Annotated in this window: 21 protein-coding genes; 11 read left to right on the top strand and 10 right to left on the bottom strand. The window is 72.1% G+C overall.

Translation table 11 applies throughout. The annotated features are described in order from the left end of the window. Positions 1 to 340 precede the first annotated feature (340 nt). The 4 genes from MXD61_RS00250 to MXD61_RS00235 form a co-directional block, all read right to left on the bottom strand. A complete protein-coding gene (locus MXD61_RS00250) occupies positions 341 to 1,504 on the bottom strand; it encodes an acyl-CoA dehydrogenase family protein (RefSeq protein WP_248810633.1) in 1,164 nt (387 codons plus the stop codon). An 84-nt stretch (positions 1,505 to 1,588) separates the two neighbouring features. Further along, positions 1,589 to 2,473: a 3-hydroxybutyryl-CoA dehydrogenase gene (locus MXD61_RS00245; RefSeq protein ID WP_308222653.1), complete on the bottom strand. Its 885-nt coding sequence runs from the start codon at positions 2,471 to 2,473 to the stop codon at positions 1,589 to 1,591. A 227-nt stretch (positions 2,474 to 2,700) separates the two neighbouring features. Continuing rightward, positions 2,701 to 3,603 carry an AEC family transporter gene (locus MXD61_RS00240; protein WP_248810632.1) on the bottom strand — a complete coding sequence of 301 codons (903 nt, stop codon included), beginning with the start codon at positions 3,601 to 3,603 and terminating at the stop codon, positions 2,701 to 2,703. Positions 3,604 to 3,686: 83 nt separating this feature from the next. Then, positions 3,687 to 3,926, bottom strand: a complete 240-nt coding sequence (locus tag MXD61_RS00235) for a hypothetical protein (protein WP_248810631.1) — start codon at positions 3,924 to 3,926, stop codon at positions 3,687 to 3,689. A 204-nt stretch (positions 3,927 to 4,130) separates the two neighbouring features. Between MXD61_RS00235 and MXD61_RS00230 the strand changes: the two genes are divergently transcribed. Beyond that, entirely contained in the window at positions 4,131 to 5,294 is a 1,164-nt protein-coding gene (locus MXD61_RS00230; RefSeq protein WP_248810630.1) for an alkane 1-monooxygenase, read from the top strand. On the opposite strand, the gene MXD61_RS00225 is transcribed toward MXD61_RS00230, so the two are convergent. Continuing rightward, positions 5,282 to 5,896 carry a hypothetical protein gene (locus MXD61_RS00225; protein WP_248810629.1) on the bottom strand — a complete coding sequence of 205 codons (615 nt, stop codon included), beginning with the start codon at positions 5,894 to 5,896 and terminating at the stop codon, positions 5,282 to 5,284. The two genes, MXD61_RS00230 and MXD61_RS00225, sit on opposite strands and share 13 nt — an antisense overlap. 113 nt (positions 5,897 to 6,009) lie before the next feature. Next, positions 6,010 to 6,735, bottom strand: a complete 726-nt coding sequence (locus tag MXD61_RS00220) for a 1-acyl-sn-glycerol-3-phosphate acyltransferase (RefSeq protein ID WP_248810627.1) — start codon at positions 6,733 to 6,735, stop codon at positions 6,010 to 6,012. A gap of 226 nt (positions 6,736 to 6,961) precedes the next feature. Here MXD61_RS00220 and MXD61_RS00215 point away from each other — a divergent pair, with 226 nt between their 5' ends. Both MXD61_RS00215 and MXD61_RS00210 read left to right on the top strand, forming a co-directional pair. Then, a complete protein-coding gene (locus tag MXD61_RS00215; protein WP_163549849.1) occupies positions 6,962 to 7,663 on the top strand; it encodes a M50 family metallopeptidase in 702 nt (233 codons plus the stop codon). Positions 7,664 to 7,723: 60 nt separating this feature from the next. Beyond that, entirely contained in the window at positions 7,724 to 8,545 is an 822-nt protein-coding gene (locus tag MXD61_RS00210; RefSeq protein ID WP_248810626.1) for an SOS response-associated peptidase, read from the top strand. A gap of 169 nt (positions 8,546 to 8,714) precedes the next feature. On the opposite strand, the gene MXD61_RS00205 is transcribed toward MXD61_RS00210, so the two are convergent. Then, on the bottom strand, positions 8,715 to 8,909 hold the full coding sequence (locus MXD61_RS00205; RefSeq protein WP_248810624.1) for a ferredoxin: 195 nt from the start codon (positions 8,907 to 8,909) through the stop codon (positions 8,715 to 8,717). 125 nt (positions 8,910 to 9,034) lie between these two features. Continuing rightward, positions 9,035 to 9,598 carry a YceI family protein gene (locus tag MXD61_RS00200; RefSeq protein ID WP_248810623.1) on the bottom strand — a complete coding sequence of 188 codons (564 nt, stop codon included), beginning with the start codon at positions 9,596 to 9,598 and terminating at the stop codon, positions 9,035 to 9,037. Positions 9,599 to 10,112: 514 nt separating this feature from the next. On the opposite strand from MXD61_RS00200, the gene MXD61_RS00195 reads away from it, so the two are divergent. From MXD61_RS00195 to MXD61_RS00180, 4 genes are read left to right on the top strand one after another with little or no spacing between them, the layout of a single operon-like run. Further along, the gene (locus tag MXD61_RS00195; protein ID WP_248810622.1) at positions 10,113 to 11,261 is read left to right on the top strand and encodes a ComEA family DNA-binding protein; all 1,149 of its coding nucleotides are present in this window, start codon (positions 10,113 to 10,115) and stop codon (positions 11,259 to 11,261) included. Positions 11,262 to 11,265: 4 nt separating this feature from the next. After that, a complete protein-coding gene (locus MXD61_RS00190; RefSeq protein ID WP_248810621.1) occupies positions 11,266 to 13,719 on the top strand; it encodes a ComEC/Rec2 family competence protein in 2,454 nt (817 codons plus the stop codon). A 12-nt stretch (positions 13,720 to 13,731) separates the two neighbouring features. Beyond that, on the top strand, positions 13,732 to 14,745 hold the full coding sequence (gene holA, locus MXD61_RS00185) for a DNA polymerase III subunit delta (RefSeq protein ID WP_248810620.1): 1,014 nt from the start codon (positions 13,732 to 13,734) through the stop codon (positions 14,743 to 14,745). A 2-nt stretch (positions 14,746 to 14,747) separates the two neighbouring features. Beyond that, positions 14,748 to 15,017, top strand: a complete 270-nt coding sequence (locus tag MXD61_RS00180; RefSeq protein ID WP_248810618.1) for a hypothetical protein — start codon at positions 14,748 to 14,750, stop codon at positions 15,015 to 15,017. Between the two features lie 10 nt (positions 15,018 to 15,027). Here the strand turns inward: MXD61_RS00180 and rpsT are convergent, their stop codons facing one another. Beyond that, complete coding sequence (gene rpsT / locus MXD61_RS00175) at positions 15,028 to 15,297, bottom strand: 30S ribosomal protein S20 (RefSeq protein ID WP_163547862.1); 270 nt, start codon at positions 15,295 to 15,297, stop codon at positions 15,028 to 15,030. Between the two features lie 257 nt (positions 15,298 to 15,554). On the opposite strand from rpsT, the gene lepA reads away from it, so the two are divergent. Next, on the top strand, positions 15,555 to 17,405 hold the full coding sequence (lepA, locus tag MXD61_RS00170) for a translation elongation factor 4 (protein WP_308222647.1): 1,851 nt from the start codon (positions 15,555 to 15,557) through the stop codon (positions 17,403 to 17,405). Between the two features lie 64 nt (positions 17,406 to 17,469). Here the strand turns inward: lepA and MXD61_RS00165 are convergent, their stop codons facing one another. Further along, on the bottom strand, positions 17,470 to 17,667 hold the full coding sequence (locus MXD61_RS00165) for a hypothetical protein (protein WP_248810617.1): 198 nt from the start codon (positions 17,665 to 17,667) through the stop codon (positions 17,470 to 17,472). Between the two features lie 222 nt (positions 17,668 to 17,889). Between MXD61_RS00165 and hemW the strand changes: the two genes are divergently transcribed. The 3 genes from hemW to dnaJ all read left to right on the top strand — a co-directional run bounded on the left by hemW (position 17,890) and on the right by dnaJ (position 21,479). Then, positions 17,890 to 19,125, top strand: coding sequence for a radical SAM family heme chaperone HemW (gene hemW / locus MXD61_RS00160; protein ID WP_248810616.1), 1,236 nt, complete (start codon positions 17,890 to 17,892; stop codon positions 19,123 to 19,125). Between the two features lie 195 nt (positions 19,126 to 19,320). Beyond that, on the top strand, positions 19,321 to 20,340 hold the full coding sequence (gene hrcA / locus MXD61_RS00155; protein WP_248810615.1) for a heat-inducible transcriptional repressor HrcA: 1,020 nt from the start codon (positions 19,321 to 19,323) through the stop codon (positions 20,338 to 20,340). Continuing rightward, positions 20,340 to 21,479, top strand: a complete 1,140-nt coding sequence (dnaJ, locus tag MXD61_RS00150; protein WP_248810614.1) for a molecular chaperone DnaJ — start codon at positions 20,340 to 20,342, stop codon at positions 21,477 to 21,479. The genes hrcA and dnaJ overlap by 1 nt, the downstream gene beginning before the upstream one ends.

The raw sequence follows: 21,479 nt of genomic DNA, 5'->3' as shown, positions 1-21,479 counted from the left end.
CTGCGAGACCCGCTCAGGGGTTCCGGCCCCAGCGACCACCGGTACCGCCAAGGCCAGCTCCGCTACCGCTGTGGGGCGGGGGCCATCTCCTACCCGGACGCGCTGCTTGCGGTCCCTACGACCTTCGGCACACCGCGGTCCCGGAGTGGCTCAACGCCGGAGTCGCCCCGACGCAGATCGTGCAGTGGGCCGGGCACTCGGTAGCGGTGCTGTTGCACGCCTACGCCCGGTGCATCGTCGGTCAGGACGAGGCAGCCCGCCGACGGATCGGAGCGGCCCTGTGCTTGGACGACGCCTGCTAGCTCGGATCATGTTTGCTGCCAGGGGAAACGCGGAGTTCCTAGCCCCTGAGCAGGGCGCGGGACATGACGACGCGCTGGATCTGGTTGGTACCTTCGTAGATCTGGGTGATCTTGGCGTCGCGCATCATGCGTTCGACCGGGAAGTCGCGGGTGTAGCCGGCGCCGCCGAAGAGCTGGACGGCGTCGGTGGTGACCTCCATGGCGACGTCGGAGGCGAAGCACTTGGCGGCGGCGGAGACGAAGCCGAGGCCCTTCTCCCCACGCTCGGCCCGCGCCGCCGAGACGTACACCAGGTGGCGGGCCGCCTCGATCTTCATGCCCATGTCGGCGAGCATGAACTGCACACCCTGGTTGTCGGCGATGGCCCGGCCGAACTGGCGGCGTTCGCGGACGTAGGCCAGCGCCGCGTCCAGCGCGCCCTGGGCGATGCCGACGGCCTGGGCGCCGATGGTCGGGCGGGTGTGGTCGAGAGTGGCCAGCGCGGTGCGCAGGCCGGTGCCTGGTTCGCCGATGATCCGGTCCGCGGGGATGGTGCAGCCGGTGAAGTGGATCTCGGCGGTGGGGGAGCCCTTGATACCGAGCTTGCGTTCCTTGGTGCCCACCGCGAAGCCGGGGTCGTCGCGGTGCACGACGAACGCCGAGATGCCGTCGACCCGGCGGGTGGCGTTCGGGTCGGTGACGGCCATCACCGTGTACCAGGTCGACTCGCCGGCACCGGTGATCCACGCCTTGGTGCCGTCCAGCACCCAGTGGTCACCGTCGAGGCGGGCCCGGGTGCGCATCGAGGCGTTGTCCGAACCGGCCTCCCGCTCGGACAGCGCGTAGGAGATCATCGCCTCGCCGCTGGCCAGTGACGGCAGCACGAGCCGCTTGAGCGCCTCCGACCCGGACAGGATGATCGGCAGGCTGCCGAGCTTGTTCACCGCCGGTATCAGTGAACTCGCCGCGCAGGCCCGGGCGACCTCCTCGATCAGGATGCAGGTGGCGACCGAGTCGGCCCCCTGCCCGCCGTAGGCCTCGTCGATGTGCACCGCGGCGAAGCCGGCGCGGGCGAGCGCGCCGTACGCCTCGACGGTGAAGCGTTCGTGCTCGTCGGCGTCCGCCGCGTACGGGGCGATCTCCTTGTCGGCGAGGCCACGCACCGCCTCCCGCAGCGCGATGTGCTCCTCGGGAAGCTGGTAAAGGTCGAACGACGCGTTCATGGCAGCCCGCCCGCTGGTCGCAGTCAGATCCTCGATGTGACCCGGATACCCGGCATCAGATGACCGGCACCCGGCGCCGGAGTCCTATCGGGTGTACGTGTGGAACCCGCGTCCGCTCTTACGGCCGAGCAGGCCCGCGTCGACCATCCGCAGCAGCAGCGGCGGCGCGGCGTACAGCGGCTCCTTGAACTCGGCGTACATCGAGTCGGCCACACCCTTGATCGTGTCCAGGCCGATCAGGTCGCACAGCTTGAGCGGACCCATCGGATGGGCGCAGCCGAGCACCATGCCGTTGTCGATGTCGTCGGCGGCGGCGAGGCCCGCCTCGAGCATCCGGATCGCCGAGAGCAGGAACGGCACGAGCAGCGCGTTGACCACGAAGCCGGCGCGGTCGGTGGAGCGGATGGTCTGCTTGCCCAGCGCCTCGGCGGCGAAGCTCTCGGCGGCGGCCACGGTCCGCTCGGATGTCAGCAGCGACGGGACGATCTCGACGAGCTTCTGCACCGGCACCGGGTTGAAGAAGTGGATGCCGACGACCTGCTCGGGCCGGGACGTCGCCACCCCCAGCTTCATGATCGGAATCGACGAGGTGTTGGATGCGAAGATCGCGTCGGGGCGGGTGACGACCTTGTCGAGGGTGCCGAAGATCTCGGCCTTGAGCCGCTCGTTCTCCGCGATCGCCTCGACGACGACGTCCCGGTCGGCGAACGCCTCGAGCTCGGTGGTGAACGTCAGCCGGGCCAGCGCCGCGTCCCGATCCGACTCGCTGATCTTGCCGCCGCGCAGCGCCCGGTCGAACGAGGAGGTCAGGCGCTTACGGCCGGCCTCGAGCGCACCCTCGTTGATCTCCCGGACGGCCACGTCGAGCCCCGCGCGGGCGGCCACCTCGGCGATGCCGGACCCCATCAGGCCGCAGCCGATGACCCCGAGCCGGGTGTACCCGGCCGGACCGGTCGTGGCCTCGGCCACACCGTCGGCCAACGTCGCTGTCTGCACCGCACTCACCGAAGATCCCACTCCTCTCGGACGCCAACGCCGACGCCCCGAACGCGGGTACGCAGGCGACGCCGACACCACGGATTCGTCGGCGATCGTCCTGTCATCCACCCTAGACGGTGGGCCTGTCCGACTCACCAGATTCGCCCCGATCAAGATCTTCTCTGGTGGTCGCGGGACAGCCGTCCGAGCGGGGTGGATCAGGAGCCGAGCAGCAGCGCCCACAGCGGCAGGGTGAGCAGGCTCAACGGCACACCCACACCCACCAGCAGGCTGGGCAGCGGGGTGGCCAGGTCATGGCGGGTGGCGATCAGCGCACCGGCGACCATCGGCGGCATCGCCGTCTCGAACAGGGCGATGGTCACACCGTGGTTGCCCAGGCCGCCGGCCAGCGCGTAGCAGCCGACGACGAGGGCGGGCGCGACGACCAGCTTCACCCCGAGGCCAAGGACGAGCTCCCGCCGGTACCGGCGGGCCGCCGGGACCTCCAGCTGCATCCCGATCGAGAACAGCGCGAGCGGGGTGAGGGTGGCGCCGAGGGACACCAACGCCTCGTCCAGCCAGGACGGGAAGGTCACCGGGCGCAGCAGCAGCGCGCCGACCAGGGCCAGCAGCGCCGGCGAGGTCAGGACCCGGCGCGCCAGCTCCACGCGGGGCAGCGCCGCCCCGGCGACGACCGTCACCGTGACCAGAACGATGGTGTTCACCAGCAGGAACGAGCCGAGCTGGTCGACGAGCACGGCGATCGCCACATCATCGGCACCGTAGAACGCGGTCACCATCGGAAAGCCGACGAAGCTGGTGTTGGCCACCGCGGTCGCGGCGATCAGGGCGGTCACCGTCTGGCGGGGCAGGCGCAGGAGCCGGCCCGCGAACAGGTAGAGCGCGCAGGAGATCGCGAACAGCAGGTAGGGGGCGGCCACGACGAGCGCGAGATGGTCCGGGAAGTCGACGAGGTGCACCGTGTGCAGCACCAGGGCGGGCAACGCGATGTCGAGCAGCCAGGTGTTCACCACCGCCGCGGCCGCAGGCGGTGGGTGCGAGCGGCGTCGGACGCAGATCCCCGCGACCAGCCCCACCAGCAGGACGACCAGCGCGGACACCTGGTCATCGTGGCAGCTCACCGTCGGCTGGCAGCCCCATCGTGGCGCTTGTTACGCGCCCACCGAGGTCGGCGCTGGCCGGGCTACGTTCGCCGGCCGGGCTGGGTTCGCTGGCCGCCGCGGCGGCGTAGCCGGCGGATGCGGCGCAGCAGGCGGGGCAGGCCGATGTTCAGGACGAACAGCGCACCGGCGAGCACGTAGTTCCCGGCGCCGAACCGTACCTGGCCGGGCAGGGGAAGCAGGGTGTAGGTGATCAGGACCAGCATCGGCAGGATCAGCGTGGCCACCATCACCCCGCCGACCCAGGGCGGTGAGTCGGTCATCGACCGGGACCTGCGCGGCGGCACGGTGGTGCCACCACTGTCGGCTACCACCTGGGTGCCATGTGGTGGAGGTCCTGTTGTCGGCGCACCGATCGGGCTGGCAGATTGACCCGTCGGCGCCCCCCGGTGGTCCTGGGTCGGTCGCCGCGGCCGACTCGGCGCGTCCGGCTGTGGGCCGGCGCGCCCGGTGAATGGGAGGTCCCTGTGGTCGCCCCTGTGCTCACCGTCCCCGACTGTCCCGCCTGGCGTGACGGCAAGCGGTACATGTGGCTCACCGCCACCGTCGTCCCGCTGACGGCCATCGTCGGCTACGGGTTGTGGCACCGCACCGGTGTCGGGTTGCACTGGTGGATCACCCCGCTGTTCGTGTTCGGCCTGGTCCCGCTGCTCGATCTCACGTCACCGCCGGACACGGTCAATCCGCCGGAGGCCGTGCGGGCACAGCTCGAGGCGGACCGGTACTACCGGCGCTGCACCTATCTGTACCTGCCGCTGGCCGGGATCGCGCTGGTTCTGGGTGCCGCCGCCTGGGGGCAGGGGCACCTGTCGGTGCTGGCGCGGGTCGGTGCGGTGCTCTCCGTCGGCAGCGTCACCGGGGTGGGCATCACCACCGCCCACGAACTGGGCCACCGGCGGAACCGGCTCGAGCGGGTCCTGGCCCGGCTGATGCTGGCCGCCACCGGCTACGGCCATTTCCTCGTCGAACACAACCGTGGCCATCACCGGCGGGTCGCGACGCCGCGGGATCCGGCCAGCGCCCGCCTCGGTGAGGGCTTCTGGCGGTTCTGGCCGCGGACGGTGTTCGGGGGACTGCGGTCGGCCTGGGTGCTGGAGGCCGACCGGCTGCGCCAGCGTGGCCGGCGGGTCTGGTCGCCGCGCAACGAGGTGCTGCGCGGCTGGCTGCTCACCGCGACGCTGTACGGCACCCTGAGCGCGATCTTCGGCGTCGGGGTGCTGGGTTTCCTGGTCGCCCAGGCCCTCGTCGGGGTGAGCCTGCTCGAAGGGGTCAACTACATCGAGCACTACGGTCTCGCCCGGGCCCGCCTGCCGGGTGGACGATACGAACCGGTCACCCCCCGGCACAGCTGGAACAGCGACGCGGTGGTCAGCAACCTGGCTCTCTACCAGCTGCAACGACACAGTGATCATCATGCGCATCCGACCCGGCGTTACCAGGCGCTGCGTTCGTTCCCCGAGTCGCCGCAGCTGCCCGCGGGCTACGCCACCCTGCTGGTGGCCGCCTGGCTGCCACCACTGTGGTTCCACCTGATGGACGACCGGGTCCTCGCCCACTACGGCGGCGACCTGACCCTGGCCCACGTCCAACCGTCCCGCGCGCGGGCCCTCGCCGACCGTTACCGGGCCTGAGCGTCCTTCGGGCCGTCCGAACCGCTGGACGGCTTGGGCTGCTCGGGTGAGGACGCCGCCTGAGCGGCCGGGGGAGATGTCGGGGCGGGGCCGAGCAGCCGGTGGAACAGGTCACGCAGCCGCAGCAGCGCCTGCCGCAGTTTCTCGGTGTCGGCGCCGGCCTGGGCGTCGGTGTGCGCCTGGCGGTAGGCCTGCGCCAGTTCGGGATGGTCCACGCCGAGGAGTTCGGCGCGCTCGCGGACATCGCCCTGCGGGTAGCCGCGGGCCCGCATCACCTCGCTGACCAGTTCGTCGGCCTGGCGGGTGATCCCGCCCGGGTCGTCCACGAAGCGGCTTTGGAGCCCCTGCCAGCGGCGGACGAAGGCGGTCCGCTCCGCCTCGGTGAGGGCGACCAGGGTGAGGGTGTCACGCCGTTCGGCGACGGCCAGCAGATGGCGATGCGCCGCGCGACGGCTGCCCAGTTCGGCGACCGCCCGGTCGTACTCCGGGCCGAACCGGCGGCGCAGTGCGACCCGTCCACCGCCACGGCGGTCGACCAGCGCGGCCGTGACGATCAGCGCCACGGCCACGGTCACCAGCAGGACCCAGCCCGCGACGGGCACGCTCGACCACCTCCGCCGCTCCACCTCGCAAGGCGATCACCGTGGCGGACGATACCGGCGGGCGACGGCGCCGAAGCGCCAGGCCGCCACCAGTGGGCAGCCGGCGTGACCGTTCAGCCGGCGTCGTCGGCGGGCTCGACCGGCGGTGCCGATCCGCCCAGGTGCGCGGGCAGCCACCAGTCCGGCTCGCCCGCGCCGGGACGTGGGTAGCCCCGCTGGGCGGTGTCGAGCAGGTTCGTCATGACCTTGTACAGCAGGTCTGTTCCGGCCTGCCGGTCGGCGAGCTCCGCGGCGGGTACCGGCTCACCCACGGTGATCGTGATGGGCGTGCCGATCGCCTCCCGCGGACGCAACGGCCGCCCCTTGGTCAGGACGCGCTGACTACCCCAGATCACCATCGGGATGACCGGCACCCCCGCGCTCGCGGCCATCCGGGCGGCGCCCGACTTGAACGGGGCGAGGCAGAAACTCGGGCTGATCGTCGCCTCGGGGAAGACACCCACCAGCTCACCGGCCCGCAGCGCCTGCAACGCCTCCCGCAGCGACCCCGCCCCCGCCTTGCGGTCGACCGGGATGTGATGCATCCCCCGCATCAGCGGGCCACCGATCCGGTGATCGAACACGGCCTTCTTCGCCATGAACCGCACCGGCCGGCGTCCCGCCGCCCAGAACGGCAGGCCGGCGAGGGCGAAGTCGAGGTAGGACACGTGGTTCATCAGCACGATCGCACCGCCGGACGCCGGGATGTGCTCGACACCCTGCATGTCGATCCGCAGGCGCAGGCCCGCGAACAGGCCCTTCGCCACGCCGACGACCGGCCGGTAGACGTATTCCGCCACGGACGGGCCTCTCCTTGGGTAGTCCCTGCCAGGTTTCGCCCTCCGGGCTGCGCTGCCCGCCTGCGACCCTACCGTCGTGTCCGGTCGTGGCCAGCGCGGGGAGTCAGACCGCCGCGGCCCACCCCGGCACCGACGCGGGGCCCCCGTACCCACCGGACGATCCACCAGAGATGATGGCCTTTCGCCGGCTGTTGTGTCGTCGTTCGGGTCGGAGGGGGCGAACTGGATGGAGATCCTTCGGCGCAGTTTCGAGGCGCAGCCGAATCCACCCGGCTGGGTGCTGGTCCTGGCCGCCGTCCTCGCGGCGCTGACGGTGCTGAGCAACCGGCTGTGGCCAGTCGCCCGTCATGTCATCACGATCGCCCACGAAGGCGGACACGCGCTGGTGGCGGTGCTCAGCGGTCGCCGCCTCGCCGGGGTACGGCTGCATTCCGACACCTCCGGCGTCACGGTCTCCTCCGGGCGGCCGACCGGGCCCGGGGTCATCGCGACGGTGGCCGCGGGTTATCCCGCGCCGTCGCTGATCGGGCTGGGCGCGGTCGGACTGTTGGCGGCCGGCCGGTCGAGCCTGGTGCTGCAGCTGTGCGTCGCGCTGCTGCTGACGATGCTGGTGGTGATCCGCAACGGGTTCGGCGTGCTGTCGCTGGTGGTCAGCACGGCGGTGATCCTGGTGATCTCCTGGTTCGCGCCGGCGACGGCCCGCGCCGGCTTCGCCACCTACATCGCCTGTTTCCTGCTGCTCGGGGCGTTGCGTCCGTTGGTCGAACTGCAGCGCCAGCGTCGGCGTCGGCGGGCACCCGACTCCGACCCCGACCAGTTGGCCCGCCTGACCAGGCTGCCCGGAGCCTTCTGGGTCGTTCTGTTCGGCCTGTGCGGGCTGGCCTGCGCCGCCGGGGGAGCCACGCTGCTGTTCGACTGGCCGTCCTGAGCGCACGGTGCGGGGCCGGCGGGCTGGAACTGTCACAGGTGCCTGGGAGACTCGGACAGCATGTGCGGTCGTTATACGCAGAAGCTGAAGTCCGACGATCTGGTCGCGGCGATGTCCGCGCGCGACGAGACCGGCGGAGCCATTCGGGAGAACACGAACGTCGCGCCCACCTCCACGATGCCGATCGTCGTCGCCGAGCAGCCCTCCGACACCGGAGCTGACACCGACACCGGAGCCGGCGCCGCTGCGGTCGGTGAGCGGGTGCTGCGGCTGGCCACCTGGGGGCTGGTCCCGTCCTGGGCGAAGGACCGTTCGATCGGCGCCCGGATGATCAACGCCCGCGCGGAGACGGTGGCCGTCAAACCCGCGTTCCGGGCGGCGTACGCCGCCCGGCGCTGCCTGGTGCCCGCCACCGGCTTCTACGAGTGGTTCCGGCCAGGTGGGGGAGCCCGCCGGGGTCAGCCGTTCTACATGTACCCGGCCGGCCATCCGGCCACCGGCGACATCCTCGCCTTCGCCGGGCTCCACGAGGTCTGGCGCAAGGGTGACGAACCCCTGGCGACGTTCACGATCCTGACCACCACCGCGGCCGAGGGGCTTTCGTTCCTGCACGACCGGTCCCCGGTGATCCTGCCCGTCGCCGCCTGGGATCGCTGGATCGACCCGGCCACCGACCCGGCGGACCTCACCGCGCTGCTGCGTCCCGCGCCGGCCGGCGTGCTGCTCGCGCATCCCGTCGGTACGGCGGTCGGCAACGTGCGCAACAAGGGCCCCGAACTGACCGACCAGGTGGAACTCGACGAGGCCGTCGCCGAGGCGATCGAGGAGTCCGGCGGCCCCCGTGCCACAGCGCTCTCGGCCGGTGTCGTGATCGGAGGCTGATCGCCGTTCCGTCGGCGGACCGGTCCGCTCCGGTCTGGTGCGTCCGCTGTCTTCTCGCTTCGCCTGCTCCGGTGGCGAAGCGGGTGGACGCGAAGGGCGGTACTCGCCCGAAGCGATTCGGGCGAGTACCGCCCTTCGTCACACCGCAGGCGTCACGATCGCTGGGCGGTCAGCTTGCGGAGATGCTGATGGCCTCGGTCGGGCAGCACTCGACCGCCTCCTGAAGGTCGTCCGCCCGCGAGTCGTCCGGCTCCTCGTTCAGCAGGTAAAGGTAGCCATCATCGCGGATCTCGAAGATGTCCGGCACGAGCCGGACACACGTGCCGCTGCTTGCACAGCGGTCGAAATCGACGTTCACGCGCATCGGCGAACCTCCCGTACTGCTTCCAGAATGTCGTGGTCGTGTGGACCATACCGCTGAGGTGCGCCACGCAACAGCGACGTGCCTGCTCTGGACTCGGCAGCCGGACGGCGGCTTCGCCGCGCAGGTCAGGAGCTCTTGATCGCCGAGATGTCCAGCTCGATCTTGATCTTGTCGCTGAGCAGGACGCCACCGGTCTCCAGGGCCGCGTTGAAGGAGATACCGAACTCCTTGCGACTGATCGACGTGGTCGCGGTGAAGCCCGCGCGGGTGTTGCCGAACGGGTCCCTGGAGCTGCCCTCGAACGTCACGGCGAGGTCGACCGAGCTGGTGACGCCGTGGATCGTGAGCTGGCCGGTCAGGACGTACTCGTCGTCGCCCTTGCCGGCGGTCGCGCCGGTGCTGACGAAGGTGATCGTCGGGTAGGTGGCCACGTCGAGCAGGTCCGCCGACTTCACGTGACCGTCCCGGTCCGGCACGCCGGTGTCGAACGAGGCGGTCTGGATCGTCACGGACGCGCTGGAGGCGGTCGGGTCGACCGCGTCGAGCTGCAGGGTGCCCTCGACCTCCTTGAACTGCCCGCGCACGGTGGTGACCATCGCGTGGCGGGCGGAGAACCCGATGCGGGTGTGGGCCGGGTCGAGCGTCCAGGTGCCGGTCAGGTCGATCACGGTGGGAGCTGGGGCGGTCATCGCGTCCTCCTGGGTGTGCCGTCAACGGACTGACCTTCCACAGGTGGGTCGGTCACCGTGATCTGGCGGTCGCTGTCGGCCAAATTTGATTGCGTATGCAACTTACAGCCTGGGTCAACGCGTGTTCCCGGCGCATATTCCGTCGGGCGGATGAACACCGCAGGACAAGCGGTACGGCCTGTGGACGACGCTGGACCGTCCACAGACCGAGGTCGGGGACTGCCGGCCGGGCGCCGTGCGATCTACGGTTTCGCCCATGGTCATCGCCACCCCCGGCCCCGGGTGCCCAGCCGCCGCTCGCCCCCCGGCCCGGTCCGGGCCCCGGCCCCGGTCCGTGGCCGCGCGGGCTGCGCCCACCGCGCCGGTGCCCCCGGCCGCTCCGCTCCCGCCTGATCCGCTCCCGCCCGGTCCGCGTCCGCCTGATCCCTTTCCGCCGCCCGCCGTATCCGTGCCGTCCGCCGCTGCGACGCTGCCTCCCACGCCGGTCCCACCGCTCCCTGAGCCCGGGGCGTTGGTGCCCACGTGCCGGGTGCGGGCGGGCAGGTTCGCCACCGAGCCGCTTCGTGCCGATGGTCGGGAGCACCGAGGCCGACAGCGATCATTCGATCCGGGTGACGCCGGCGAGCCGGAGCGGGACGCCTGGGCGGGCGATGATCTGCTTCTCGACTGGTCCACCGACTGGGACGCCGCCGAGGGCGCGTCCGGTGCCGGACGGAGGCCTCCCGTGTTCGGGGGAGAGCGTCCACGGGGCCGAGGCGACCTGGCCGCCGGCCGCGCTGACCTCGAGGAGGGTTTCGATCCCGATGATGTCGGCGATCCGGCTGGTTTCGGTGGTCCGGCTGACCCCGAGGATCGGCCTGGCGCGGCGTCCGGTGCGCCCCCGGCGGGTCGTGCGCGGCTGATACGGGCTCGGGTCGCCGACCGACTCCCGCTGGCGCTGCGCTCGGCGGTGGTGGCACCGGCGGCGAGCGCCGCGCTTGTGCTGGCGCTGGTCGCGCTCGGGGCGGCGGCCGTGGCGACCTGGCTCGCCTGGCAGCATCGCCCGGTGCCGGTGAGCGCACCCCCGGCCAGCTCCTCGGCGGTGATCGCGGCCCTCTCGCCCGGAGCCACCGCCCCCGAGAGCGTGACGGACTCGGGCGCCGCCACCACCGGCGTCGCCGGGTCCGCCGCGGCCCGCCCGGCTGGCGGCACCGGCGCGCCGCCCGGTGAGGTGGTGGTCGATGTCGCGGGCAGGGTGCGCAATCCAGGAGTCGTCCGGCTGCCGGCGGGCTCACGTGTCGTCGACGCGCTCGAGCGGGCCGGCGGGGCGCTGCCCGGCGTCGACACCACCGGCGTCGCGCTCGCCCGGCTGCTCGTCGACGGCGAGCAGGTGCTGGTGGACGGCCAGCCCGGGCCGCCATCGCAGGCGCCGCCCGTCGGTACCGGCGCCGCCCCCGGTACCGCGGCGGGGGCCGGCGGCGGGGGCGGCGGCAGTCCGCTGGATCTCAACAGCGCCTCCGCCGAGCAGCTGGACGCGCTGCCCGGGGTCGGTCCGGTGCTCGCGCAGCGGATCGTGCAGTGGCGGGTCGAACACGGCCACTTCGGCTCGCCCCAGCAACTGGGGGAGGTCACCGGGGTCGGCGACAAGCGTCTCGCGGATCTGCTTCCCCTGATCAGGGTCTGAGCGCGTGGTCTCCGTCGGCCTGGAGACGGGACTCGCGCTGGCACAACGGCCGTCCTCGACGCCACCGGTCCTTGACGCACGCCTGATCACGCCGGCTGTGGCCGCCTGGGCCGGTGCCGCCCTGGCGGTGGGAACGACCCTGCCGGACGCGGTCCTGCTGGCCGCCGCCGCGGTCGTGCTCATCGTGCCGCTTGCGCTGGCCGCCCGGCGCCGGCACCGCCGGCGTCGTCGAAGCCCGGTGCGGCTGGCCGCGGGTCCGGCGCTCGCCGTGGTGGCGGTGTCGTTTCTGGCCGCGGGCCTGCTCGCCGGCGGTCTTGCGACCCGGCCGGGTGACCGAGGGCCCCTGTCCGATCTGGTGGACCGGCAGGCGACGGTCACCGCACGGGTCGTCGTCACCGACGATCCACGGCGGCTCGCCGCCGCGACGGGCGGCCCGGGTGACCGAGGCGGGCCGTCCTTCACCGTGCCGGCCCGGCTGGAACGGGTGGACGCCGGCCTCGTCCACCTGCGTGGGCAGGCCCGGGTGGTGCTGCTGGTGCGTGGCGCGCACTGGGGCGACCTGCTGCCCAGCCAGCACCTCGAGGTGCGGGGCCGGCTCTCCCCACCACGGCGCGATCCCACCGTCGCCGCGGCGATGCTGGTCCGCGATGCCTCCCCCCGACCGCGGGGCGAGCCGAGCTGGCCGCAACGGACGGCCGGTCGGCTGCGCTCGGGCCTGCGCGCGGCGGCCTCGGGCCTGCCACAGCCACGCCGCGGCCTGCTGCCGGCCCTCGTCGACGGTGATGTCAGCGCCCTCGACGAAGGCCTGCGCGACGACTTCCGGGCCGCCGGTCTGACCCATCTGACGGCCGTCAGTGGCGGCAACGTGGCCGTCGTGACCGCCACGGCGCTGCTGGTCGCCGGGCGGGCCGGGCGCGGGGCGCGGGGCCGGGCGGTGCTCGCCGCCGGCACCCTGCTCGCCTTCGTGGTGCTGGCGCGACCGTCGCCCAGTGTCCTGCGCGCCGGGGTGATGGGCCTGATCGGCCTGGCCGCGTTCGCCGGCGGACGGCCCAGGGCGGCGCTGGCCGCCCTCGCGGCGAGCGTGACGGTGCTCGTGCTCGTCTGGCCGACGCTCGCCGTCTCCGTCGGGTTCGCGCTGTCCGTCCAGGCCACCGCTGGAATGATCATTCTGGCGCCCGGGTGGCATGCCGGTCTCGCCCGCCGTCTGCACCCGCGGCTCGCGGAGCCGCTCGCGGTCGCGGCCGCCGCGCAGATCGCCTGCACCCCGGTGATCGCCTGGATCGGTGGTGGCATCAGCCTGATCGCCATCCCGGCGAACCTGGTGGCCGCCCCGGCCGTCCCGGCGGCGACGGTGCTGGGGGTGCTGACCCTGCTGGTCGCCGCGGTGGCACCGGCCCCGGCCCGCCTGCTCGCCCACGCCGCCGATCTGCCCTGCTGGTGGCTGGTGACGGTGGCCCGCACCGCCGCGGGCCTGCCCGCCGCCACGGTGCGCTGGCCCGAAGGGCTGCTCGGCGCTGGCCTGGCGCTCGTCGTCGCCGTGGCCGCGCTGGCCCTGCTGCGTCGTCGGGGCGCCCGCCGGATCGTGGCCGCGGCACTGGCGGGGCTGCTGGCGGCCCGGTGCACGGTGATCGAGCGCGTCGCGGCCTGGCCGCCGCCGGACTGGCAGGTGGTGGCCTGCGAGGTCGGGCAGGGCGACGCGCTGGTCCTGCGGACCGGGCCGGGGCAGGCGGTCCTGGTCGACGCCGGGCCCGACCCGGCCCGGCTGACCCGCTGCCTGGACGACCTCGGCGTACGGGAACTACCGGCGATCATCCTCAGTCACCTGCATGCCGATCATGTGAACGGTCTGCCCGGGGTGCTGGGCCGACGGCGGGTGGGTGAGGTGCTCGTCGGGGAGTTGCGGGAACCTGCCGGCCAGTGGCGGCTGGTGCGCCGGTGGGCGGGTCAGGCCGCCGTACCCGTTCGCACCATCACGGCCGACAGCCAGGGCCACGTCGGCGCCCTGCGCTGGACGGTGCTCGCCCCGCGCACGCTGCTGCACGGTACGGACAGCGACGCGAACAACGACAGCCTGGTCATCCTCGCGCGGGTCCACGGCGTGCGGGTGCTGCTCACCGGTGATGTCGAGGCCGTCGGCCAACAGGCGGCGCTGGGGGCGCCGGGCGCGGCGGCGGCCCTGCGCGCCGACGTGCTCAAGGTGGCGCACCACGGCTCCGCCGACCAGGACCCGGATTTCCTACGGGCCGTGCGGGCCCGCTACGCCCTGATCAGCGTGGGCGTGGGCAACGACTACGGCCATCCCGCGGCCGCCACCCTGCGGGCACTGCGCGCCGCCGGAGTCGCCGTCGGTCGCACCGACCGCGACGGCGCGCTGGCCGTCACGGCACCCGCCGGCGCGGACGGGGGACCCTCGGTGGCGGCCTCGGTGGTGCGCCGCGGCCCGCGGGACGGACCGTGACATGCTGGCCGCGTGACCCCCGCAGCCGGCTCCGCGGACGCCGCCACGTCGGCATCCCTCGTCCTCGTCCAGGGCGATGAGGATCTCCTGGTCGGGCGGGCGGTGCGCACCGTGGTCGACGCCGCGCGGGCGCGGGACCCCGAGGTGGAGATCGTCGACCGGGCCGCGGGGGAGCTGACCGAGGCGGATCTGGTCGACCTGAGCGCCACGTCGATGTTCGGCGGTGGCCGGGTGGTGGTGGTCCGCGGCGGGCAGGACCTCGGCGACGAACTGCGCGACGCCCTGCTCGTCCACATCGGCCGGATGCCGTCCGACGTCGTGCTCGTCCTGGTGCACTCGGGCGGGGTGCGCAACCGCAGACTGGCCGACGCGATGAAGGCCGCCGGTGCGCGGGTCATGCCCGCGGCGAAGATCACCCGGCCGCGGGATCGGCATGACTTCGTGGTCGCGGAGGTACGCCGGCTCGGCGGGCGGATCAGTGAGGGCGCCGCCCGGGCTCTGCTCGACGCCGTCGGCGGTGACCTGCGTGAGCTGGCCGCGGTGTGCGACCAGCTGGTGGCCGACACCGAGGGCGGCCTGCTCGACGAGGTCGCGGTGGCCCGCTTCCACCGGGGTCGGGCGGAGGCGTCCGGCTTCGCGGTCGCCGACGCGATCATCGGTGGTGACCTGCCGCGGGCGCTGACACTGCTGCGTCAGGCGATGGAGGGTGGGACCGCACCGGTGCTGATCTCAAGCGCGATCACCGGCGGACTGCGGGAACTCGCTCGGGTCTCCGCCGCCGGCGGGGGTAACAAGGCCGACCTCGCCCGGGTGCTGAAGATGCCGGACTGGAAGGTCGAGAAGGCGGCCCGGGCCGCCCGGGCCTGGTCCGATCCGGGGCTCGGGCACGCCCTGCGCGCGGCCGCACGGGCCGATGCCGGTGTCAAGGGGGCGTCCGTCGACGCGGGCTACGCCCTGGAGAAGCTGCTGCGTGAGGTCGCCGTGGCCCGTGCGCACGCGCGGGACCGATCCCACCGAGGAGGGTGAGAATGACGGAGCTGCGGGTGCTGCCGGCCGGCTGGGCCCGGGGCACACTGGTCACGATCACCGGGCTGCTGACCGTGGTCGTCGCACTCGGGGATCTGGCCAGCGCCTGGGTCGTACTGGTGCTGCCCATGGCCGTCGCCGCTGTCGTCGGCTACCACGAGGTACTCGAACGGCTGGTGCGCCCGCGGCCGCAGACGGTGGGCGCGGGTGACGATGGTGCGGGTGCGATCGGGTACGCAGAAAAGCCGGGGGCCGACGGCACCCCGGCCTGACCGGACGACGTCAGCTGGCGGTCAGCTTCGCGTGGGCGCGGGCCAGCGCCGACTTGCGGTTCGCGGCCTGGTTGAGGTGGATGACACCCTTGCTCGCGGCCTTGTCGAGCTTGCGGTTGGCGGCACGCAGCGTGGTCTCGGCACGCTCGACGTCGCCGGCGTCCACAGCCTCACGGAAGCGCCGGACGTGCGTCTTGAGCTCGGACTTGACCGCCTTGTTGCGCAGCCGCCGCTTCTCGTTGGTGAGGTTGCGCTTGATCTGCGACTTGATGTTGGCCACGCGGAGGAACCTCTGAATGTCGAGTCGGGATGGTGCCCGGCCGCGAGGGTGCCCGGCCGGGATCGTGCGGAAGTCATCGTACGGCCACCGGCCGCGTGCGCAGATTATCAAACCGGATGTCGCCCGGTGCGCGGCGGCGTCGGCTCCTGGCACGATGCAGGTCGCCGGCTCCTGGCACGATGAACAGTGAGGCCGTCCAGAATCCCGGCACGGGAGGCGCTCCCGTGACCCTCGCGAGCGAAACGAGAACCTTCCGCGTGTCCGCAGCCCCGCACCTGTCACCCGGCGCCGATCCGGCGATGATTCGCAACTTCTGCATCATCGCGCACATCGACCATGGCAAGTCGACCCTTGCCGACCGCATGCTCGGTGTGACCGGCGTCGTGGATGCGCGCAACATGCGTGCGCAGTACCTCGACCGGATGGACATCGAGCGTGAGCGCGGAATCACGATCAAGGCGCAGAACGTGCGGCTGCCCTGGCGGGCCGACGACGACCGTGACTACATCCTGCATCTCATCGACACGCCCGGGCATGTGGACTTCAGCTACGAGGTCAGCCGCTCGCTCGCCGCCTGCGAGGGCGCCGTGCTGCTGGTCGACGCGGCGCAGGGCATCGAGGCGCAGACGCTGGCCAACCTGTACCTGGCGATCGAGAACGACCTGACGATCATCCCGGTGCTGAACAAGATCGACCTGCCGGCGGCGCAGCCGGAGAAGGTCGGTGCCGAGATCGCGGCCATCATCGGCTGCGACCCGGACGACGTGCTGCGGGTCTCGGGCAAGACCGGCCAGGGCGTCCCCGAACTGCTCAACGAGATCGTCCGCCAGATCCCGGCCCCGGTCGGCGACCCGGACGGCCCGGCCCGAGCGATGATCTTCGACAGCGTGTACGACATCTACCGTGGAGTGATCACCTACGTCCGGGTGATGGACGGGACCCTGACCACCCGGGACCGCTGCCTGATGATGTCGACGGGCGCGAGCCACGAGACGCTCGAGGTCGGCGTGATCTCCCCGGACCCGCACCCCACCGGGTCGCTGTCGGTCGGTGAGGTCGGGTACGTCATCCCGGGGGTGAAGGACGTCCGCCAGGCCCGTGTCGGCGACACGATCACCACCTCCCGTCGGCCGGCCACGCAGATGCTCGGCGGCTACCGGGACCCGCTGCCGATGGTCTACTCGGGGCTGTATCCCATCGATGGCAGCGAGTACCCGGCGCTGCGGGAGGCCCTCGACAAGCTGCAGCTCAACGACGCCGCCCTGACCTACGAGCCGGAGACGTCCGCGGCGCTGGGCTTCGGTTTCCGCTGCGGTTTCCTCGGCCTGCTGCACCTGGAGATCGTCCGGGAGCGACTGGAGCGCGAGTTCAACCTCACGCTCATCTCCACCGCGCCGAACGTCGTCTACCGGGTGGTGATGGAGGACCGCTCCGAGCTGACCGTCACCAACCCGAGCGACTGGCCCGGTGGCAAGATCGCCGAGGTGTACGAGCCGATCGTGCAGGCGATGCTGCTGCTGCCGACCGACTTCGTCGGCGCGGTCATGGAGCTGTGCCAGGGCCGGCGCGGCGTGCTGGGCGGGATGGACTACCTGTCCGCCGACCGGGTGGAGCTGAAGTACACGCTGCCGCTTGGCGAGATCATCTTCGACTTCTTCGACTCGTTGAAGTCCCGGACCCGCGGGTACGCGAGCCTGGACTACGAGCCGGCCGGAGAGCAGCTCGCGGATCTGGTCAAGGTGGACATTCTGCTGCAGGGGGAGGCGGTTGACGCCTTCTCCGCGATCGTGCACCGGGAGAAGGCCTACGCCTACGGCGTGTCGATGACCTCCCGGCTGCGCGAACTCATCCCACGTCAGCAGTTCGAGGTGCCGATCCAGGCGGCGATCGGCAGCCGGATCATCGCCCGGGAGAACATCCGGGCGATCCGCAAGGATGTGTTGGCCAAGTGCTATGGCGGTGACATCACCCGCAAACGCAAACTGCTGGAGAAGCAGAAGGAGGGCAAGAAGCGGATGAAGACCATCGGACGGGTCGAGGTGCCGCAGGAGGCCTTCATCGCGGCGCTGTCCACCGATGCGGGAAAGGCCAGCCCCACCGGCAGGTAGTGGCGCGGCCGCGGGGACTTTCGGTGGACGGTGCCGGCTGCGGCGCCGTCCACCGGCCCGCGGATCACCCGGCGGGCAGTGGCGCGGCGCGCAGGGGAATCGGTTCGGTCACCGGCTCGACGAACGGGTGCGCCAGCGCCGGGACGAGCGGGACGTGGGGTTGGCCCATGACGCTCGCGGCGGCGCTGGAGCGATACACGGTGGTGCGGGGTGGGAGCAGTGCGGAGATCTCCGACAGCACAGGCCTGGTGTCCTCGTCCATGACTGGATCTTTTCGTATCGGGTGCCACTGATCCACGACCCGCCGCCCATAATCCTCCGTTCTGCCCACAACAACGGCAAAACGTGACCCCCCGCCGAGCGTGCGCGGGCGCGCGTTCCGGGGTATCCGCGCGTGGTCCCCCCGTAGCTCTCCCGGGCGGTCCGGCACATCGGACGAACATTGCGTTGCCGTAAACCCACCTGTCGGGGGCACACTGGGGGCATGCCACAAAAGCCTCCCGACGGGGCAGCTCCCCCCGACGACGGCGTGCTGCCCGCGGCCGCGCTGACCGAACTGGCCGAGCGTCCGTTCGGGGTCTACATACACGTGCCGTACTGCGCGGCCCGCTGCGGCTATTGTGACTTCAACACCTACACGGCGGCCGATCTCGGCGGCGCCCTGGTCTCGTCGGTGGGTCTGACGACCTTCGTCGACATCGCCGGTGCCGAGATCCGCCTGGCCCGCCGGGTGCTGGGTGAGGTCGGGCGCCCGGTTTCGACGATCTTCCTGGGTGGCGGCACGCCCACGCTGCTGTCACCCGCTGATCTCGCCCGCCTGCCGCGGCTGATCGCCGACGAGTTCGGGCTCGCCGCGGACGCGGAGGTCACCACCGAGGCGAACCCGGAGTCGGTCGATCCCGCCCAGCTCGAGCAGCTGCGGGCCGCCGGCTACACCCGGATCTCGTTCGGCATGCAGAGTGATCGTCCGCATGTGCTCGCCGCGCTCGACCGCCGGCACACCCCGGGTCGGGTGTCCGAGGTGATGCGGTGGGCCCGCAAGGCCGGTTTCGAGCAGGTCAGCCTCGACCTGATCTACGGTGCGCCGGGGGAGTCGGATGCCGACTGGCTGGCCAGCCTGCGGGCCGCCGTCGACCTCGGCCCGGATCATGTCAGCGCCTACGCGCTCACCGTCGAGGACGGCACGAAGCTCGCCCGCCGGGTGCGCCGCGGTGAACTGCTCGAACCCGACGACGACCTGCTCGCCGACCGGTACGTGCTGGCCGACGAGGTGCTCGGCGCGGCCGGCCTGGCCAACTACGAGGTCAGCAACTGGGCGCGTGACCCCGCCGCCCGCTGCCAGCACAACCTCGGCTACTGGCGTGGGGACAACTGGTGGGGGTTCGGCCCCGGCGCCCACAGCCACGTCGGCGGCGTGCGCTGGTGGAACGTGCGCCATCCGGCGGAGTACGCGGCCCGGCTCGGCGCGGGGCGCAGTCCGGCGGCCGCCCGCGAGGAGCTTGACCCCGACACCCGACGGGTCGAGCGGATCATGCTCGGTGTGCGTCTCGCCGAGGGGCTCGCGTTCGACGAGCTGGACGAGCCTGGCCGGGCCGCGGCGCGGGACCTGGCCCGCTCGGGTCTGGTCGAACCCGGCGGGCTGGAGTCGGACGTCGTGCGTCTTACCCGCCGTGGCCGGCTGCTCACCGACACGGTGGTACGCGCCCTGCTCGCAGACTGAGCCGTCCCGCCACATCCGGCGGGAACCTTGCCAGGAACCTCGTCGGTCTGTTGTGTGACGGCTTATGTTGGGTGCCTCGAGTCGGGGCGGCGGGCTACACTTGGCACTCGCAGTAGCCGAGTGCCAGGCCCGGTACCGGTCGGTGCAGGTCCGGCCAACCGGTCACGTCACGCCTGCCGAAGGGGGTGCGACCGCGTGCTGGAGGATCGGCGTCTGGAAGTCCTTCGTGCCATTGTGGAGGACTTCGTCCTGAGCAATGAGCCGGTGGGTTCCAAGGCGCTGGCGGAGCGGCACGGCCTCGGTGTCTCGCCCGCCACCGTGCGCAACGACATGTCCGCGTTGGAGGAAGAGGGCTACATCACGCAGCCCCACACCAGCGCCGGGCGGATTCCCACCGACAAGGGCTACCGGCTGTTCGTCGACCGGCTCTCCGGCGTCAAACCGTTGTCGCGGGCCGAGCGGCGGGCGATCCAGAGCTTCCTGGAGGGCGCGGTCGACCTCGACGACGTGGTCAACCGCTCGGTGCGGCTGCTCGCCCAGCTCACCCGGCAGGTCGCCGTCGTGCAGTACCCGACGATGTCCAGCAGCAGTCTGCGCCACATCGAGGTCGTGCTGCTCAGCCCACGGCGGCTGCTCATGGTGATCATCACGGACACGGGTCGGGTCGAGCAGCGGATCATCGAGAGCCTGACCCCGGTGGACGAGGAGATCGTCGGCGAGCTGCGCCGCACGCTCAACTGCGCGCTCGCCGGGCAGCGCCTGACCGATGCCCCCGAGGCCGTCTCGGTCCTGCCGGACCTGACCCGACCCGAGCTGCGGCCGTGTGTCGCGACGATGGCCGGGGCGGTGCTGGAGACCCTGGTGGAGCCGCAGGAGGAGCGGATCGCCATGGCCGGCACGGCCAACCTCACCCGCGCCACCGTCGACTTCGCCGACTCGCTGCGCTCGATCCTCGAGGCGCTCGAGGAACAGGTCGTGTTGATGAAGCTCATCGGGTCGGCGCGGGAGACCGGTACTGTAACAGTACGCATTGGCCGAGAAACGGACGTGGACGCCCTGCGGTCGACGGCGGTCGTGGCCACCGGCTACGGTCGCGGACCTTTCGCGCTGGGCGGCATGGGCGTGGTCGGGCCGATGCGGATGGACTATCCGTGGACGATGGCGGCCGTGCGGGCCGTCGCCAAATACGTGGGTGAACTCTTGGGTGCCGACTGATGGCCGTGGACTACTACGCTGTTCTCGGCGTGCGTCGAGACGCGTCGAACGACGAGATCAAGCGGGCCTACCGCAAACTGGCCAGGGAACTGCATCCCGACGTCAACCCCGACCAGGAGGCGCAGCAGCGTTTCCGGAGCGTGACCGCCGCCTACGAGGTGCTGTCCGACCCGGAGAAGCGGCAGATCGTCGACCTCGGGGGTGACCCGCTGGCCCCCGGCGGGGGCGGCGGTGCCTCGCCGTTCGGCGCCGGTTTCGGTGGCCTCGGCGACATCATGGACGCGTTCTTCGGTGGTGGTTCCAGCCGTGGCCCGCGTTCGCGGGTGCGCCGCGGCAACGACGCGCTGCTGCGCATCGAACTCGACCTCGCCGAGACGGCCTTCGGTGCCACTCGCGAGATCACCGTCGACACCGCCTCGGTCTGCACGACCTGCACCGGTGCCGGCGCGATGCCGGGCACCCACCCGTCCACCTGCTCCACCTGCGCCGGTCGCGGCGAGGTCCAGCAGGTCACCCGCTCCTTCCTCGGGCAGATGGTCACCTCGCGTCCGTGCCCGCGCTGTTCGGGTACCGGCACGGTGATCGAGCACCCGTGTCGGGACTGCGGCGGTGACGGCCGGGTCCGTAAGCGCCGCACCCTCACCGTCAAGATCCCCTCCGGGGTGGAGGACGGGATGCGCATCCGGCTCTCCGGGGAGGGCGAGGTCGGCCCGGGCGGTGGGCCCTCCGGTGACCTGTACGTCGAGGTGTCCGAGCGGCAGCACGCGGTGTTCACCCGGGAGGGCGACGACCTGCACTGCGAGCTCCCCCTGCCGATGACCTCGGCGGCGCTGGGCACGTCCGCCACCCTGGAGACGCTCGACGGCACCGAGACGATCGCCGTCAAGCCCGGCACCCAGCCGGGCGAGGTCATCCGCCTCGCCGGCCGTGGAGTGCCGCACCTGCGCGCCGCGGGCCGTGGTCACCTGCACATCCACATCAACGTGGAGACGCCGACGAAGCTCGACGCCGAGCAGGAGCGGTTGCTGCGCGAGCTCGCCAAGCTGCGCGACGAAGAGGCCCCGGTGATCGTCGGTGGGGCGACCGGTGGTGGCGCCAGCGGGCTGTTCCGCCGCCGAGGTTCACGGCGCGGGCGCTGA

The organism is Frankia sp. AgPm24 (assembly GCF_023243055.1).
Classification (GTDB): domain Bacteria; phylum Actinomycetota; class Actinomycetes; order Frankiales; family Frankiaceae; genus Frankia; species Frankia umida.
This window is presented reverse-complemented; position numbering and strand designations above follow the sequence as displayed.